Source organism: Pontibacter ruber (assembly GCF_023630205.1).
Lineage (GTDB): Bacteria > Bacteroidota > Bacteroidia > Cytophagales > Hymenobacteraceae > Pontibacter > Pontibacter ruber.
The window spans coordinates 983208-1001200 of record NZ_JALPRR010000003.1 but is presented as its reverse complement, the minus strand read 5'-3'; the positions used below and the strand labels follow the sequence as shown (position 1 = coordinate 1001200).

Below are 17993 nucleotides of genomic sequence, written 5' to 3'. Positions count from 1 at the left end.
TCCTTTTTAAGGCTTAGATGGAAAAATACCGGGACATATTCATTTCCTCGTTCACTGATTACGGGAGTTACCTGTGGCGTGAAGTGTTGAACCCTAGCTGGGGCAATTACTTTTACTGGCTGCTGGGGCTCTCCCTTTTCTTCTGGCTTCTGGAAATTCTGCTTCCGTGGCGGCAGCACCAGGCCAAAATCCGGCAGGACTTCTGGCTCGATGGCTTTTACATGTTGTTCAATTTCTTCCTGTTCTCGCTTGTCGGATTTAATGCCATATCCAACATTGGCGTAGAAGCTTTCAGCGATTTTCTTGCACTGTTTGGCCTAAACAACCTGGTAGCTTTTGAAATACAATCGTGGCCGGTTTGGGCGCAGCTGCTCACCCTGTTTATGGTGCGCGACTTCATCCAGTGGAACATACACCGCCTGCTGCACCGCTCTGATTTCCTGTGGAAGTTTCATAAAGTACACCACTCGGTTCAGCAGATGGGCTTTGCCGCACACCTGCGCTTCCATTGGGGCGAAACGATCGTGTACCGTACCCTGGAGTATATTCCACTGGCCATGATCGGATTTGGCATTCAGGATTTCTTCCTGGTTCATATTTTTGCGACAGCGATCGGGCACTTCAACCACTCCAACTTCCACCTGCCGCTGGGGCCACTGCGCTACCTGCTTAACAATCCGCAAATGCACATCTGGCACCACGCCAAACACATGCCCCGAAAGTATGGCGCCAACTATGGCATCAGCCTGAGCGTGTGGGATTACCTCTTTGGCACTGCCTACAAGCCGGAAAACGGGCGAGATATCGAGCTTGGTTTTGACGAAGTGGAACACTATCCGCAATCCTTTATTGAGCAGCAGTGGCACCCGTTTCGAGAAGGCCGAACTACCAGAAAGAAGGCTCTATTGGAGGAGCAGCAGGAACTGGCAAATGCCACTGCAGGTAGTGTTGTAAAATAGTACGCTCCGAAAAAAACCTTCACAATTATAGTTGAGGAAATCTTTTTACATTCTGGTAGTGTAAGCAACTGCAAGTTTGTGCCGCACATTTTGCTCTATGTGACTAATATCACTGAAATACTGGGGTAATCTGTTCATATTTGAATATGACAATAATACTTACATGCACTTTCTAAAGCGGTACTCTTTTTGAAGCAAACACGTAACATATTGGCCCTACTGATGTTGTTTATACATCTTTCGTCGCTGGCAATTATCAGCTTTTTGCCAGGAGAAAGTGCCGGTGTTGCTTTTAAAAAAGTTTGCCTTCGGGAAGAGGCACGAACGGAAGCTGTTGCTACGGCTGCCGGTAAATATAATGTAGAAAGCCTCTTGCTTTCGGTGGCTGAGGATGCAAAAGCACCGGCAGCTGAAACCGAAATCAAGCTCTGCTCTGTAAAACTATACTGTACTGCAGCGTCCTATGCAGTGGCTATTACAACTCCCCTGTTCCGGTATCAGGAACCGCTCTATATTCAATTAGCGTATACTTCCCTTACTTCCTTTACTGAACCTGAACCGCCAAAAATCAGCTGATTTATACTTTACGTTTTGATTTAATCTGCCACTCCTCTGTACAGTTTCTGTCAAAATATGGAATTGATGCATGTGGTATGTTGCGGAAATTAAATCCGGTTAATCATTCTTGACTGTGCCTGTAGGTTTAAAGCATACTTGCAGACAGCTGCACAGTAGAAATACCAGCAATTCAGCACCCTTTACTTATCATAATATTTGCACCATGAAACTCAAAAGCAAACATACTTTCTTATCAGCCATCTCAATACTCGGGCTTGCGTTCGTCACTTCCTGCCAATCCTCCAACGTGCAGGAACAAGCCGAAAACCAGGCTACAGCCGAAGATAAAGTCGAAACCATTACCATTCTGCAAACGGCCGACATCCACGGGCAGCTGTTACCCCACAAAGAAATGTTCATCGAAAACGGCGAGTTCGTCTTCAAAGAGCGCGGCGGCATAGCCAACATCCAGACCATCTTCAAACAGGTAAAAGCAGAAAATCCGGGGGGCACCGTCATCGTAGACGGCGGCGACCTGATCCAGGGCAGTGCGGTGGCAGCACTCTCCGAAGGAGCAGTTTTCGGCCCGGTCATCAAAGCCATGGACTACGATTTCCTGATACCCGGTAACTGGGAAGTGATCTTCGGAAGCCAGAAAATGCGCAACGTGCTGGCCTCGTATGGAAAACCGGTAGTTTGCGCCAATATTTACGATGAGGCTACCTCGGAGATGCTTTACAAACCCTACATGGTAAAAGAAGTGAAGGGCGTGAAACTGGGCTTTATTTCCTACAACGACCCGGAAGTGCCTGTTCGCCAAAACCCGGCTTTCAGCAAGGGGTTGATCTTTAAGCAACTGGAGGATAATATCCAGCCACTCATTAAAGAGCTAAAAGAAGAACAAAAAGTAGACATCCTGTTTCTGGTAACGCACCTGGGCATTTCGAAGCAACTGTACCTGGCCGACCAGGAAGAGATCAAAGGAGTTGATTTTATACTTGGCAACGACACGCACGAGCGCATCCGCAAGCCGCTGCAGGGCAAGTATGCACAAGTGGTGGAGCCGGGAGCCTTTGCTTCCTTTGTGGGCCGACTGGACCTGGACGTGAAAGATGGTAAAATCGTTGACCAGCGCTACGAACTAATTGATGTAGACCCGGCTAAATACCCTGCTGACCCTGTGGTTCAGAAAATAGTAGACGAGCAGATGGCACCGTATACAGAAAAGATGGCGCGAGTACTGGGCTATACTTCTACCCCACTCTACCGCTACCTGGTAGTAGAAAACCCGATGGATAACATGATCACCGATGCCGTGCGCTGGAAAACAGGCGTCGATATTGCCATCTCAAACGGCTTCCGTTTTGGTTCCCCGATTGTGCCGGATGCTTCAGGTAAAGCTGCCATCACTTACAGCGATCTGTGGAACATGCTGCCTGTAAACGAGAACGTTAAAACAGGCAAGGCCACCGGCAAGCAGATCCAGGACTGGATGGAAAAGGAACTGCACAACGTGTTTGCCGAAAAGCCACTGGAGCGCTTCGGTGGTTGGGTGATCCGCTTCTCCGGTATGGAAATGACCTTCAATGCCAATGCCCCAAAAGGCCAGCGCGTGCAATCCATCACAGTAGGCGGCAAACCCCTGGACCCGAACAAAGTATACACCATGGGTGCCTGCCTGCGCAGAGGCGAGCCAGACGACATGCTGTGCCGCATGCCGGGAGCCACAGACCCGAAAGTGCTCGACTATACCATCCATGACGTGATTGAAGAGTACCTGAAAGTGCACGGCACGGTAGCACCTAAAACAGACGGAAGAGCCAGAGCCCTGGACCTGCCTGCGCCCGTGTTGTCGCAGCTGCCTAATGTTGACTATGTTTTCAGATAATCACAAAAAGCAAGTGCATGGAGCTTGAGCTTCCTGCACTTGCTTTTACTACCTTCTGCTGTCGCTTTTTGGAGATAATAGCGCTACAGGCAGGATCTTTATCACTGCTCTTCGTTTAAATAATAGCACCTTTCTGCTGGCATTGTGACAAATATCACATACTAAGATAAGATTATAAGTTAGCTTGTATATCTCTCTACCCTTATAAACACCAGTATGAAACTAAACCAGGATCATGAATTTATAGGCTTCTTGGTGAAAGTCACCAACGTGATAGGCCTGAGTACGGCAGCCGTTATTCTGCTGCTGGGAGTGGTCGTACTTCTGCTCGTGCTCCCATCCGATCTCTCACTTCCACAACTTACCCTCAGCGAACCTGCAGAAACGGCAGCTCCGGCACCGGCTTCAACTGTAGAAAAAACTCCTGCTGCTGATGAGATGTGGCGCTCTCCTGACCTGGCTACCATTCCGGCAACTCCCGAAGGCGATCAGATACGCTACGGCCGTGAACTGGTGGCACATACCGCCGACTACCTGGGGCCACAGGGAAGTGTGCTGCATATATCCAACGGCATGAACTGCCAGAACTGCCACCTCGATGCCGGCACAAAGCCTTATGGCAACAACTACGCACTTGTGGCATCCACTTACCCAAAATTCCGGGCACGGTCCGGTACGAAAGAGGATGTTGAAAAGCGCGTGAACGATTGTTTTGAGCGCAGCCTGAACGGAAAGCCCCTTAAAGCAGACTCCAAAGAAATGCAGGCCATGGTAGCTTACATAAAATGGGTAGGCAAGGACGTGCAGAAAGATGAAAAAGTAAAAGGCACAGGGCTTATGGACATCGCCATGCTGGACAGGGCAGCCAGCCCGGAGAACGGTAAAGCCATCTATGCGCAGAAATGCCAGACCTGCCATGGCAAAAACGGCGAAGGTATAAAACCAGCAGGAAGCGCAGCCTATCAGTTCCCGCCGTTGTGGGGAAAAAACAGCTACAACGATGGAGCTGGCTTGTACCGCATCTCTAATTTTGCTAAGTATGTAAAAGCCAACATGCCGCTTGGTGCATCCTACGACCGTCCGCAACTAACCGATGAAGAGGCTTGGGACCTAGCAGCTTTTGTTAACTCCATGCCGAGACCAAAAAAGGATATCCGAAACGACTGGCCGGATATTTCTAAAAAGCCCTTTGATCATCCCTTCGGTCCGTTCACAGATCAGTTTACCGAAGAGCAGCACAAGTATGGCCCCTTCAAACCGATCATAGCAGCCAAAGAAAAAGAGGTAAAATAATATCTGAAAGATGAGTTAATGTAAAGCTGCGAAAGGCTCCGTTTCCGGGGCCTTTCGTTTGTCTGGAGCTATCCCATGGAGCAAGTATACTTTCCTGTTTCAAAGAACCTACCCCCCCTTTAGAAACAGCCGCTTTGCAGTTGCCGTTCTTAGTACAATTGCACATAGCACCACTACCAAACTAAACAGCATTTATAACCTTTTGAAGAAGCCTTGAATGCCTGAAAAGATGAAGCTGAGATGGGGATGAAAATAGCCTTAACAACATTAGGAAGTCTGGGCGATGTAAACCCGATGCTTGGGCTCGCGCTCGAACTCAGGGACCGCGGACACGAGGTTAGCCTGTCTACGTCCAGGTATTTTCGGCCGCACATCGAAAAGCACAGCATTCGATTTCATGAGGTGCTTCCGAACCTCGACCCCAACAACAAAGAGATCATTCATACGGTACTTGATCCGAAGCGGGGACCTGAACGCTTCCACCGGGAGATCATTTTTCCGGATGTAGAAAAAAGCTACCGGACGTTCTTGGAAGTGGCACAGGACGCAGACCTGATCATCAGCGGCATTCTCTCCTACTTTGCTCCGCTTTGTGCCAAGAAATTAAACAAGCCCTGGGCAGCCGTTATGCTTTCGCCGATGACATTCTGGTCCATCTACGACCCGCCGGTGATACCTACGATGGAATTTATAAAGTATGCTTACCGCGTGGGGCCTGACTTTAACCGCTTCCTTTTCCGGGAGATCTTCCGGGTGTCGAATGAATGGACAAAGCAGGTGCAGGAACTGAGAAGGCAGGAAAGTATAGATGACCAGTCAAACCCGCTGACGGATGGCGCAACCTCCGAGTACCTTAATATCGGGCTGTACTCTCCGCTGCTGGGAAGTGTTCAACAGGATTTTCCGCCTAATTCCAGGCTAACGGGTTTCGTTTTCTTCGATCATAACCTGACGCATCAGGAGCTGTCTCCGGGTCTTAAGCATTTTCTGGAAAGTGGCGAGCCACCCGTGGTATTTACCTTGGGCTCAAACAGCGTGATGAAGCACAGTAGCCTCTTCGACCTGTTCTACGAAGTGGCCCAAAAGCTAAACTCCCGCTCCGTTATACTTACTGGAGCATCCAACTTCAGAAAGTATAAAAGGTTGAGTAATGATAAGATCTTTTTCGACGATTACGCCCCTTATTCCGGGCTGTTTCCTTATGCATCGTGTGTGGTGCACCAGGGTGGTATCGGAACAACCGGTCAAGCCATGCGCAGCGGCACGCCAATGCTTATTCTGCCCGAATGCAACGACCAGCACGATAACCTGGAACGGACAAAAAGACTAGGCATTGCAACAGGAATCCCCATGAAACGGGTGAACAGGTACAGACTCCGGAAAGCCATCGAAAAGCTGCTTACTGTTTCTAACTATAAGGATAAAGCTGCCCAGGTAGGGAACGCAATACAACGAGAAAACGGATTGAAAGATGCTGCTGATGAGGTCGAAAAACTACTGCATCGCACTCAGGCAAATAGCCAGCAGCGTATCAGATACTAAAGCAGCTAGTTAAAGGTAACTGTTATCTCAAAGGCGCTTTCTGCAGGCTCGGATGTTACGCGTACCGTCAGGTGATCGTAAAAAACAAACTTTTTATCGATCCGCACAACGGCATCTGCCTGGTTGCTGTTTTGCTCGAGCGGCTGGCTGTAAATGGTTACATCTTTTTCATCCAGTACCATCAGTTTCAGTTTACCGGATGGCTGAGGCGGGTTTGTAACCAGCACATGATCGATTTCCAGACTTCTTCTCTTTTCGCTTCCCTCCACTCTGAAAGAAGGGTTTAGGTGTGAGAGTTTTAAACTTTCCATACTCGTTGTGCTGGTTTAGTGGATGTCCTTACAAATAGGGTATGTTTTGACTTGTACGGCGATAACGGCAACAAGTATAACCTACCAGGGCAGCCTTATTTCTTCACTTCAAAGGCACGTAGCTCCGCGTCAATGCGGTTGTTCCAGCTCTCCTGCGCAATACGATTGAGCCCGTGCTGTGTTTCCCCGTCGTATTGGTCCTGCAGGCGGTTCATTTCTCGAAACGATTCAATAAAATGGTACTGTATGATGCTGTTGTAGTCTTCCAGAGTCAGACTGTCCGGGTGGATCTTTTGCTTGAAACGCTCGGCTACCAGTTTGGTAATGTCGAAGTGGCGCTGCTCGTGGTTGAGGCTGTACGCATCACTGGCTCCCGCTTTTACCCAGGAAGAGCCACGCAGCACATATACTTTTAGCGCTAAGTCAACATGGATGATCCCGTTCTTCACTTCGCTGTTACCTTCGTAGCCAAAACTGGTGAAAACAGTCGCCGCATACTTGCTGGGCTTTGCAGAACTCCCCTGAAAATCGCTCCAGGCAAGCGGCCGGTCTACAGAATAAAAAACCGTATCATCATCTGCATTGCGTGTGTGCTCTTTAAAATGGACTTTTATCCCTTTTGCCAGCTTTTCGTTCCGGTCCGCCTCTTTGTCCATCCAGGTGTTCAGGTAGCGCACGGCCTCTACCAATGATTGCCGTAACAGCGGTTCTATCGCCATTTGTTGCGCAGCCGAACGGGTGTAGCGGGCTCCGCCACTGTACTCCACCAGCGGAACATTCTCGCCTTTTCGCTGCAGCTCAAATGCCATGTTCACCATTACCTGGCCATCCACGCGTCCGTTCGCGCCGGGTTTTTCGGTTGCCTTGTATTCTTTCAGGCGCACCACTACGGGGCGCAGTTTGGTATCGCGGCGCAGGCTCTGCCTGATAAACTGCCGGATAGCAGTATGCCCTCCTCCCTGCAGATCTACTGGCAGCGCTTTAGCAGCCTGTGCCGTGCTGGCAATAGCAGGCAACAGGTAAGCTACAGCCTTTTTATCTGCACGCTCATCGAGTACATCAACTATGTAAAACTCCTTTGGGGTGAAAGACATGGGCTCGGATCGGAGCACGATGGGCTCAGTACCTGCCAAGGGCGGACCTGCTGCCCAGAGGCCGACTGTGAGCAGGACTGCGACAGCCCCGAAGGTATACTTATGGAGTAAAAAAGAAACAGCTTTCCGGTAGCCGGAACGTGTGCTGCTTTCTTTTAGAAATTTAATTCTCATAGCTAGAGCTACCTTATAAAGTGTAGGTTTGGTACTCCGTCTGTTCAGTTGGAGGGGTTTGTATTCAACATCATTGCGCCTGTTTCGGTTCGTTGCTAAACCTGTATTCAGATACTATTCAACCTTCATTTAGTACTGTTTACTTCCTTCCGCAACAATAACCTGCTAATACAGGTACAAAACCAACGCAACTTATTCATAAACACCAGTCTACACACTGCTTCTCTCTTAAAACTTTCTGGTAATGGCAACTATAAAAGGAGGTATACATGAAAAGAATATTGGTAACGGGTTCATCGGGGTTGATAGGTTCTGAAGTATGTAACTTCTTTAGCAGCAAAGGCTGGGACGTGCACGGCATAGACAACAACATGCGCGCCTACTTTTTTGGTCCTTCCGGCGACAACCGCCGCAACCAGAAACGCCTGGAAGAGCAACTCGCTTCTTTTACCCACCACGAACTCGACATCCGGGACAGGAACGAGGTACTAAACCTCATCGAAGCAATAGAGCCGAATGCGGTTGTACACACCGCAGCCCAACCCAGCCACGATAAAGCCAGTTCTATCCCTTTCGAAGATTTTGACACCAACGCGGTCGGTACTCTTAACCTGCTGGAGGGTGTGCGGCGCTACAGCAAACAGGTGCCCTTTGTCTTTCTGTCCACAAACAAAGTATACGGCGACCGGCCCAACTCCATCCTGTTACGAGAGGAAGAACTGAGGTGGGAGTATGATGATCCGGTTTATACCAAAGGCATAGCAGAAGACTTCCCGATCGACCAGAGCAAACACTCGCTCTTCGGTGCTTCGAAAGTTGCCGCCGATGTGATGGTTCAGGAATATGGCCGCTATTTCGACATGCCTACCTGTTGCCTGCGGGGCGGTTGCCTTACGGGCCCCAACCACGCGGGAGTGGAACTGCATGGCTTTTTAAGTTACCTGATCAAGTGCAATCTGGAGGAGAAGGAATACACCGTTTATGGCTACAAAGGAAAACAGGTACGCGATAACATCCATGCTTACGATGTGGCCAACTTTTGCTATGCCTTTGCAGAAGCTCCCCGGGCAGGGGAAGTATACAACATCGGGGGCGGAAAAGAGAACGCGATCTCTGTTCTGGAAGCATTTAAGCTGATCGAAAGTATATCCGGGGTACCGATGAAGTACAGCTATGTAGACCAAAACCGCATCGGCGATCACATCTGCTACTACAGCGATCTTACCAAAATCAAATCCCATTACTCGGACTGGAATCTTACCAAAAACCTGAGTGATACTTTTCAGGAGATATACCAGGCATGGACCAACCGGTTAGCTGTAAAAGAAGTATAGCACGTCCTGCTATTTCTGTTTTTCGACCAATAACATGGTATACCAATAGGAGTTGTTCAGGTAGGTAACTTTATACCTGGCGTTATTCAGCAATCGCATTTCTACCCATTGCGGGCAATGCACATCAATCCAGGCACGGGCAGTAGCCATTCCCCTTGGCTCGGCAGGGCACTTGCGTGTATAATCAGGGTAATCGGCCACAAGGAACCTGTCAAAGCGGCTGAGAAATTCATCAGACGTAAGGATGTTGTTGCCGAAACGCTCGGGGTAATTGCGCCTGATCGCGTCCAGGTGTTTGTACTCCTGAGGACTGAACAAACCGCTGTTTTCATCTACAGCTGCTTCCCAGTCCAGTATAAAGAAAAACTTTTTGCGCTGCGGTGAATAGTGCTGGGTCTGCAGAAAGATATGAGAGAACGACACCACCAAGGGCAGGTCATCATACCCGTCTGTCGCGAATGCATCCGGTGGCGTTTGTTTGGGTAACTTCCTGGCCTCATGCACCGGATAGTAGATCAATGCACCCGCTACGATCAGCATCATAACTGCGCTTCCTTTTTTAGCCCAGCTTTTGGTAGCACTGGAAAACTCCAAAATCTTTTGAGAATCCGTTGTTCTGGAAGCAAAATAGGCCAGGAAAATAACCCAACCCAAAGCGCTTGGTATCATGTAGCGGTCGTAAAAAATAGGTTTTATGGTGCGGGAAAAACCCCAGATAAACACAGGCATAAGTATAAACAGGGCGGCTAAGATCAGCAGCGGAACTTCAGTGTTGAGATTTTTCTCCGCTCCTGCTGTTGTACTTCTATCCGTCATAGCTTCCTTCCTGTACATGTGCAGGCCTGCCACTGCCAGCAGCAGTACAACAAAACCTAACTGAAAAAAAGAGGGTGCCAGGATGTTTAGCAGGTCGAGTAAATCTGTTACAGACGGCACCGGTATCCAGGTGCGGGGTTTGCCTGCGTCGGCCTGAATGAAAAAAGAAGGAAGGTAAAAGAGTATGGTAAGCCAGCTAAGTATAACAGAAAGGTACACCTTTGGTCTGAACCGTGAATAATACCTGTCGGATAAGAACAAGGCCAGAAGTATGGCCCCACTGTAGAACCCGCCGAAAAGGTGCGTATGTACAATGCCCGCATGCACCAGCAGGTTGAGGAACAACATCCGGTTTGATGGCTTCTGATTCCTGTTGAAATGATCGTAAAAGTATAGGCCCAGCGCACATAAGGCAAGGAACAAACCATACATACGGGCCTCGGCATTCTGTAAAAGTATGATCTGGGAAGTACAGAAAACTCCCAGTATACCGATCGATGTTGCCCAAAAAGAATACTGCCGCCGCACCGTTATCCAGGTCACGAGCAAGGCAAGCCCCATGCTCAGCGAAGAGAACAAGCGGAGCGATAGTTCTGAAGAGCCGAATGCCTTATCCCAGACCCATCCTAGCGCGAAGTATAAGACCGGCGTGTTGTTGATCTTGTCATGGAAAGCAGCCAACATACCTGAAAAAGAAGGATCCGAGGTAAAATAGTAAGAATAGAGCTCGTCGTTCCAGAAATACTTTTTAGGAGAGATAATGATACAGGCAATGAGCAGCGACAGGATGGCAAGCACAGGCAAGAGCAGTTCCCACCTGCTGTACTTTTCAGGCACAGGCGCTGCTTGCAGGCTTTCTGTATTTACCTCTTCTTTGCTGCTGTTTTTCAGACTATAAGTATCGAGCTCCATGCGTATGGCTTTAGAGGTGAAACATGCCGGTCAACTTTGCTAAAAACTGAATAATACCTGGTAAAGAAGTGCCCCGAAAACAGCAATTACACTTTATTATACTGGTCCAAAAGATTCAAGCTTGCGGAAGCGCCGGAACTCTGTAGCCGGGTAATATGCCTTTTTCCTGAAAAGCGACTTGAGCCATAACCGCAGAAGCACCTGCCAATACCCCCCTCCTACTTTCACCAGTTTAAAAGAAGAAACGCCCATATCAGGCGTACGGTTGATCCAGGAAATCGGCACTTCCCGAACGTCGTAGCCCATCATAACGGGCAGCAGACCTGTTTCGGCATTAATGGCAAAACCCGGTTGTGTCAGCTCCAGTTTTTCGACTACTTCCCTGCGCATAAGCTTCAGGTTATTGGTCAGGTCGCGGAAACGCCGTCCAAGCAATACACGGGCCAGCGAGTGAAAACCTCTGTTGGCTACAATTTTTTGAAAAGGATAATTCAGCAAAACACTGTGGCGAGAAAAACGACTGCCGATCACGACATCACACCCGGTAGCGGCTTCATCAAATATATCGCGCAGCTCGGGCAACAGGTGCTGGAAATCGCAGTCCATCGACAACACATACTTGCCCCTAGCTACTTTATAGCCATCCATCAACGCTCTGCCTACGCCATTAGGTGGCGTTCTGAACACGGGCTTTATGATCGGGTATTGAAAGGTTAACTGCTCGATTACACCTCTTGTATTGTCCCGGCTGTTGTCATCTACAAGTATGATCTCAAACAAGTAATCGCCATAAAAGCTTACTATCTGCCTTACAAGCGGCTCCAGATTCATTTCTTCGTTGTGGCAGGGCACTACTACTGATACAGCCTGTTTTAACTCCGCATGGTCGCACAGCGAAACTTCAGGCAGAGGCAGGTTTTTGGGAGGTTTCTGTGCATGCAAAAGTATGGATCCTGCGAGCGTACGTACAAAGGCAAGGTTCTCAAGCATGATAGACAGGTTCCTGAGTAGCCATACGCCTCTTGGTGTTAAGGGGGCAAACACGAAATCGTTGAAAGCGGCAAAGATCCGGATAAACCCGATCTCAGAGATCATCTCGAAGAGCTCGGTTCTGTTAAGCAGCCGGCGCTGATCCGCTTTGCCGAAAAGCCTGAGCAAAGCCCGTTTCCCCTGCAGAAAGACATTCCAGGGATTGCTCTCGTAAAAAATGATCTGCCCTCCGGGCTTTAGCAACCCGTACACCTGCTGCAAAAGCCAGGAACAATTTTCCTTGTCCAGTACGTCCATGGCAACCACATAGTCGAACTGGCGTCCCTCAAGATTTCCGGGAAGCGCAGCTGATTGCATATACTCCACTGTTTCTAGAGCAACCGGTAGATCAGCCGAAAATGTAACTGCTGTTATCGGGTTCTCCCCCCGGGATACTTCAACCAACTGCTCCGTAAAGAAACCCTGTCCGCAGCCAAGTTCAAGTATACTTTGCCCGGGCAGTAAGTGCACCAGGTGGCGGAACGACTGTGCTCTCCACATGAGCCTGTCGGCAAGTATGGGATCATGCTTCTGCCAATATTCATCCCGTAACCGTTCCCGCAACCCCAGTACGCTAACTGAATCTGCCATATTGCTCCCGTTTTTAACAAATAAATTTGCACTAATGCATGCTCATCAAATACAATTGTAACTGCGCTTTATCCTAATATGTTACATAGTAAAGTATAAAATGCTGCAGTTAGTACAGGCTGGAGTTTGCTGTACTTATACTTTATAGTTTTAAACTGAAGAGAATGTTTATCTTTGATTTACAAGGCACCCAGGTGTGATAGTACGTAAAACGAGTACTTAAAAATTCCGCTGACTTCTATGATCTCCTACGAAGAGTTTGCTCTCCACGAATTAAGAAACTGGCAGGAGCGCATGCTGCAACCTCCCTCGCTGGCAGACAGGTTGGCTCGGAAAGCTCAGTACAAGCTTAACAGCTTTATTCCGGAGAAAGTACACCAGGCCATAACTGCCGCCATCAAGCAGATGGTAAGAGCTGCCTTGTTCGGAGCAGAGGCTATTTCCAGGAAGCCATTGGAAGATTTACCCTTGCAGGTACGGGAGCGGCTGGTAGAGGAGCGCATCTCTTTTTACCAGAAAGCCGCAGCAGCCGAAGGGGGCATTACTGGCGCAGGGGGCATTTTGCTGGGTCTTGCTGATTTCCCCCTGCTGCTTGGCCTGAAACTGAAACTGCTCTACGAAATTGCAGCCCGCTATGGCTACTCCCTGGACGATTACCGGGAAAGGATATACCTGCTTCACATTTTCCAGTTAGCCTTCAGCAGCAAAGAACACCGCCGGAAAGTATATCTGCAAATGGTAGATTGGGAAAGCCAAAAACACCTACTGCCAGAAGACATCCACCAATTCGACTGGCGTACTTTTCAGCAGGAATACCGCGACTACATCGACTTGGCCAAACTAGCACAGCTCATACCTATTATCGGGGCTCCGGTTGGTGCCCTCGTAAACTACAGACTGGTCAAAAAACTTGGCCTTACAGCCAGGAATGCTTATCGCATGCGCTGGCAGGAGGCCCGGCTTTAAGTATAACATCCCTTTTGGTACTTTCTCTGCCTGCCACGTTTTCCTTCCCTATCAACCAGACGCCCCCTTTCAAGGCAGGCTATCAAAACACATGTATTAAGTGTTTACACTTCAATCTTTATAAAATCTTATTTTTTTATTTCCCGTAAAGGAACTCTACATACTTTTTATTTGTACTTACCTAATTATTAGGAATTGGAAATACAGAAGCAAACTGATCTCTCATCTGTATAATAGCGGGATTTGTACATGCTGCTTTAAGTAACTATTAACAGTTTACAACCTATAATACAGGCTGTATTGCTACTATTCTGTTTTTACATTAAACTATTTAACGATTCTTTAATAGAAGGGCCATATATAAAAAGAATTGATTTTTAATCTCAAAAATAATTTCAATAATTGTAGTATCAATAAACGATAATCCTTTACAACAATGGTAAAACTTTTACTTAAAATGCAATTTATAGAAACTCCGAGTTCTTCTCACTCCGAACAACTACTTAAAGTTTAAAAGCTTTTTCTTATTCTATTATAAGCTCAGTTCAGCATACACCACTTTGGCATATTTTTAAGTGTTGAGGATGGTTTGTATTGTCTTAAATCAGGAGTAATTATCGTATTTACACTTTCTATGGCTCATGCACAACCTGCTTCGGTAACAGATTGCAAATTAGCTGAGCTCTGCACACTACCATTGGGTTACAAACTATAAAGCATTTTTACTTTTACATTTTATGCGGTCTCTTTCTCTAGTGTTCGCTTTAGTATTCGTTCTTTTTTCTTTTTCTGCAAAAGCTTCCACTTACTACGTCAGTGCCACCGGCAATGACAGCAACAGCGGCACGTCAACAGCCACAGCCTGGGCAAGCATCGCCAAAGTAAATGCCATGCAGTTTTTACCCGGCGATACCATTCTTTTTGAGGGTGGCGTGATGTTTCCGGGTAGTTTATACTTCGGCTCCAATGTAAAAGGCACCGCCTCCAAACCCATTGTGATCAGCTCCTACGGCACCGACCGTGCCGTGATCAGCAGTGGCACCAGCAAAGGAATAATGGTTTACAACTCGGCAGGATTTAAGCTGAAGAATCTTGTATTTCAGGGTGCCGGCAGAACCACAAATACTACTCCTGGTGTAGAGTTTTACATGGATTTACCCTACAGCCGCCTTGAATACATAGCTATTGAAAATGTAGAAGTATACGGCTATCAACAGGCTGGCATATCCATAGGTAGCTGGAAACAATCGAGCGGCTTTGATAATGTTTCTATTACGCGTTGTGCCGTGCACGATAACGGCAAAGCAGGCATTGAAAGTTATGCAGAAGCAAGATTGGGCCACAGCAATGTGTATGTTGGCTATAATAAAGTATACAACAACGCAGGTATACCCACAAAAACCGATCTGCACAGCGGCAACGGGATTGTACTTGGCGGTGTGAATGGTGGCACCATCGAATATTGCGAAGCCTACAACAACGGATGGCTGAATGCCTGGAGAGACGGTGGCCCTGTCGGCATCTGGGGCTGGCATTGCAACAACCTGATTATCCAGTATAACGAATCGCACCATAACAAAACGGGAACCACTAAAGACGGCGGCGGATTTGATATAGACGGGGGAAGCACCAACTGCATCATGCAGTACAACTACTCCCACGACAACGAAGGTGCAGGTTATCTGATCGCCCAGTACAACTACGCTCCAGAGATGAAGGGCATCATTGTCAGATATAACATATCTGAGAACGACGGTCGCAGAAACGGCTACGGAGGCATTCACCTTTGGTCTTCCGGCGCCAACGGTGGTATACAGGACGCGCACATTTACAACAACACCATCTACATGACACCTGCTGCCAGCGGCATCCCAAAAGGAGTATGGATACAACAGGGAGGCACAACCATTGCTACCTTCCGAAACAATATCATACAGGTAAGCGGAGGCTTGCAGGCAGTTCTTGGAGAAGTTACTTCTAACATTCGGTTCGAAGGCAACAACTACTGGGCTAGTGACAGCAATTTAAAAATAACCTGGGCGGGTACTACCCACTCTACCCTTGACAACTGGCGCACATCAAGCGGACAGGAAAAACTTAACGGAGTGGCGGTGGGCTATACCTTGAATCCGGAACTACAAAACCCGGGAAATGGAATCACCATCACCAATCCGGCAAAACTTTACTCGCTAACTGGATACCAACTAAAAGAAACGTCCGCTCTTGTTGGGAAAGGCCTTGACCTTGCCGCTACGTTCGGAATGAAAATTGGTGAAAGAGACTTTTATGGTAACAAGCTCACCCAGCGCAAGGAATTGTGCATCGGAGCGCATCAGGTTACCGACAACAGCCGGGCCTGCCTCGAAGGAGGTTTGATCCCGTTATCGTTCGGGCAAGCTGCAGGAGGAACGTATAGTGGCACCGGGATAAGCGATGGAAATTGGTTTAACCCGGCAATTGCCGGAGAAGGAAACCATGCCCTCACCTACTCCTACCTTGACGCAAATAAACAGCAACAACTCACCCATCATACGGTTACGGTGGTGCCCGCAACAGCTACCCAATGGACCGGAAAGGCAGGCACAGACAATTGGTTTAACAGCAAAAACTGGAGCACCTGCACCCCGACTGCCAAAATAGATGCAACTGTACCCGTATCCGCAGACCTGCCTACGCCAAGTATAAAAGAAGGCCAAAAAGCTGTAACAAAGAACCTGAATGCAGCCGGTACGCTTGTGGTAGCTGATGGCGCATCGCTGGAAGTATACGGTAGCCTTTCAGGAAGCAGTCTTCAGACACAGCAGAATTCTACCCTGATCTTCAGCAGCAGCAGCAGTCAGAATGCTATAGCAGGTTCGTTTGGGAAACTGGTGCTGGAAAACAGCAGTTCCATAAAATTAGCCGGCCCAGTGACCATAGCAGGAGAACTGGATTTGGGAAAAAGCAAATTATATCTTGGCAACAACAACCTGATCATAAAGGACCAGGGAACCATAAAAAATGCTTCGAATCTTAATTACGTGATCACGGACGGAGCCGGCAAATTGACTCAACTGGGTTTAGGTGCAGGTCGTAAAGGCATCTTTCCGGTAGGTACAGCGAAAGGCTACGCGCCGGTTATTCTTGAAAACAAAGGGATTACCGACAACTTCAGCGTAAGCGTGGTGGAAGGCTACTTACAGAACGGTACCATAGGTCCGCTTGTAACGGAAGGTGTCATCAATAAAACCTGGCACATAGAAGAAGAAACAACCGGCGGCTCTGATGTAAACCTGACCTTACAGTGGAATGAGGCTGATGAGTTAAGCAAATTCAATCGCGACGGAGCGTACATCACGCACTACGAAGATTCGGAATGGAATAAACTGATAGAAAGCATCGGTTCTGTACCAGCAGATACAACCGCAAGGAGTTTCACATCGAGTATCAGTGGCATTACTTCCTTTTCACCATTCTCTGTTGGGAGCAGTCAATATGCCCCTCTTCCGGTTAGCCTGATTCTATTTAAGGCTTCGATACAAGGCGATAATGTATTGCTCAACTGGGAAACAGCCTCTGAGCGCAACAGCCGTGGCTTTGGCGTGGAAATGTCGCTGGATGGTACTGCATTCCGTCCTCTTGGCTTTGTAGCCAGCAAAACACCTGATTCAAACCAGAAGCAGCGCTACAGCTACCTGGATTTCGAACCAGACAAGACCGGCACCCGCTACTACCGTCTCCGGCAGGTGGATCTGGATGGTAGTGCATCCTATTCGCCAGTACAAGCGATTGTAATGAATAAGAAATCCTCGCCTGCATTTACCGTTTATCCGAATCCATTCTCGGATGTGGTTACGGTAGAATTAGAGGCTTCAGAAGCTGAGCTTGTAGAACTTACTTTAACAGACACGTATGGAAAAACTATACTAAAGCAGACAAACAAGCTACAAATAGGCCGAAACGCTATACGCCTGGAAGTATCTCCGCAACATCCTGCCGGATTCTACCTGCTCACAGCGAAGCAAGGAGATAAAACATATCAAATCAAATTGATTCGTAAATAGATATTGTTGTCAACAAACATATAAAAGCCCGCTCCCCTAAGGAGTGGGCTTTTTAATTGAGGGTAAATAGTATAAAAACGAAAATAGCTTCATACATCCGTTCAGGATTATACATTTCCTGCACTTTATAGACTCATATTTTAGTTGAGCTACTATATTATCATCATAGATTTATCATAAAATGAACAAGTACTATACTTCTATTTCCCTTCAACTCAGATCCATAGTTTAGATTAATCTAGGAAGCTGTTTACTAAAATTACAGCTGCATATATCGCCATAAAACATTAGGCTACGAAAAATTGTACTGCAAACCCTTCCACTATCCTTTGCCACCGTATAATAGCTACATACAAATAAACAATATTATTGACTAGCGATACCTACACCACGATTTTACAATATTTCACCCTCAATGCGAGTTTGTACTTTTATTATAAAACATAATATAAATAATAAAAATTACAGCCGAATTAGTCATAT

General features: G+C 47.6%; 12 protein-coding genes. 8 read left to right on the top strand and 4 right to left on the bottom strand.

Annotated elements, in window-relative coordinates:
• The first annotated feature begins 17 nt into the window (after positions 1-17).
• The 5 genes from MJ611_RS16065 (at position 18) to MJ611_RS16045 (ending at position 6240) form a co-directional block, all read left to right on the top strand.
• Positions 18-959, top strand: coding sequence for a sterol desaturase family protein (locus MJ611_RS16065; RefSeq protein ID WP_250431174.1), 942 nt, complete (start codon positions 18-20; stop codon positions 957-959).
• A gap of 189 nt (positions 960-1148) precedes the next feature.
• Positions 1149-1535 carry a hypothetical protein gene (locus MJ611_RS16060; protein ID WP_250431172.1) on the top strand — a complete coding sequence of 129 codons (387 nt, stop codon included), beginning with the start codon at positions 1149-1151 and terminating at the stop codon, positions 1533-1535.
• 205 nt (positions 1536-1740) lie between these two features.
• Positions 1741-3405 (top strand): bifunctional metallophosphatase/5'-nucleotidase, encoded by a 1665-nt coding sequence (locus tag MJ611_RS16055; RefSeq protein ID WP_250431170.1) that lies wholly within the window; start codon positions 1741-1743, stop codon positions 3403-3405.
• 216 nt (positions 3406-3621) lie between these two features.
• Positions 3622-4698: a c-type cytochrome gene (locus tag MJ611_RS16050; protein ID WP_250431168.1), complete on the top strand. Its 1077-nt coding sequence runs from the start codon at positions 3622-3624 to the stop codon at positions 4696-4698.
• A gap of 246 nt (positions 4699-4944) precedes the next feature.
• Complete coding sequence (locus tag MJ611_RS16045; protein ID WP_250431167.1) at positions 4945-6240, top strand: glycosyltransferase; 1296 nt, start codon at positions 4945-4947, stop codon at positions 6238-6240.
• 5 nt (positions 6241-6245) lie between these two features.
• Here MJ611_RS16045 and MJ611_RS16040 read toward each other — a convergent pair whose 3' ends face one another.
• Together MJ611_RS16040 and MJ611_RS16035 are read right to left on the bottom strand one after the other, a co-directional pair.
• Positions 6246-6551 carry a hypothetical protein gene (locus tag MJ611_RS16040; protein WP_250431165.1) on the bottom strand — a complete coding sequence of 102 codons (306 nt, stop codon included), beginning with the start codon at positions 6549-6551 and terminating at the stop codon, positions 6246-6248.
• Positions 6552-6646: 95 nt separating this feature from the next.
• The gene (locus tag MJ611_RS16035; RefSeq protein WP_250431163.1) at positions 6647-7819 is read right to left on the bottom strand and encodes a hypothetical protein; all 1173 of its coding nucleotides are present in this window, start codon (positions 7817-7819) and stop codon (positions 6647-6649) included.
• A gap of 269 nt (positions 7820-8088) precedes the next feature.
• Between MJ611_RS16035 and MJ611_RS16030 the strand changes: the two genes are divergently transcribed.
• Positions 8089-9153 (top strand): NAD-dependent epimerase/dehydratase family protein, encoded by a 1065-nt coding sequence (locus MJ611_RS16030; RefSeq protein WP_250431161.1) that lies wholly within the window; start codon positions 8089-8091, stop codon positions 9151-9153.
• 9 nt (positions 9154-9162) lie between these two features.
• Here MJ611_RS16030 and MJ611_RS16025 read toward each other — a convergent pair whose 3' ends face one another.
• Positions 9163-10881, bottom strand: a complete 1719-nt coding sequence (locus tag MJ611_RS16025; protein WP_250431159.1) for a glycosyltransferase family 39 protein — start codon at positions 10879-10881, stop codon at positions 9163-9165.
• A gap of 96 nt (positions 10882-10977) precedes the next feature.
• Positions 10978-12501: a glycosyltransferase gene (locus MJ611_RS16020; RefSeq protein WP_250431157.1), complete on the bottom strand. Its 1524-nt coding sequence runs from the start codon at positions 12499-12501 to the stop codon at positions 10978-10980.
• Positions 12502-12741: 240 nt separating this feature from the next.
• Here MJ611_RS16020 and MJ611_RS16015 point away from each other — a divergent pair, with 240 nt between their 5' ends.
• Together MJ611_RS16015 and MJ611_RS16010 are read left to right on the top strand one after the other, a co-directional pair.
• Positions 12742-13467 carry an EcsC family protein gene (locus MJ611_RS16015; RefSeq protein ID WP_250431155.1) on the top strand — a complete coding sequence of 242 codons (726 nt, stop codon included), beginning with the start codon at positions 12742-12744 and terminating at the stop codon, positions 13465-13467.
• A gap of 737 nt (positions 13468-14204) precedes the next feature.
• Positions 14205-17510, top strand: a complete 3306-nt coding sequence (locus MJ611_RS16010; protein ID WP_250431153.1) for a T9SS type A sorting domain-containing protein — start codon at positions 14205-14207, stop codon at positions 17508-17510.
• Positions 17511-17993 lie beyond the last annotated feature (483 nt).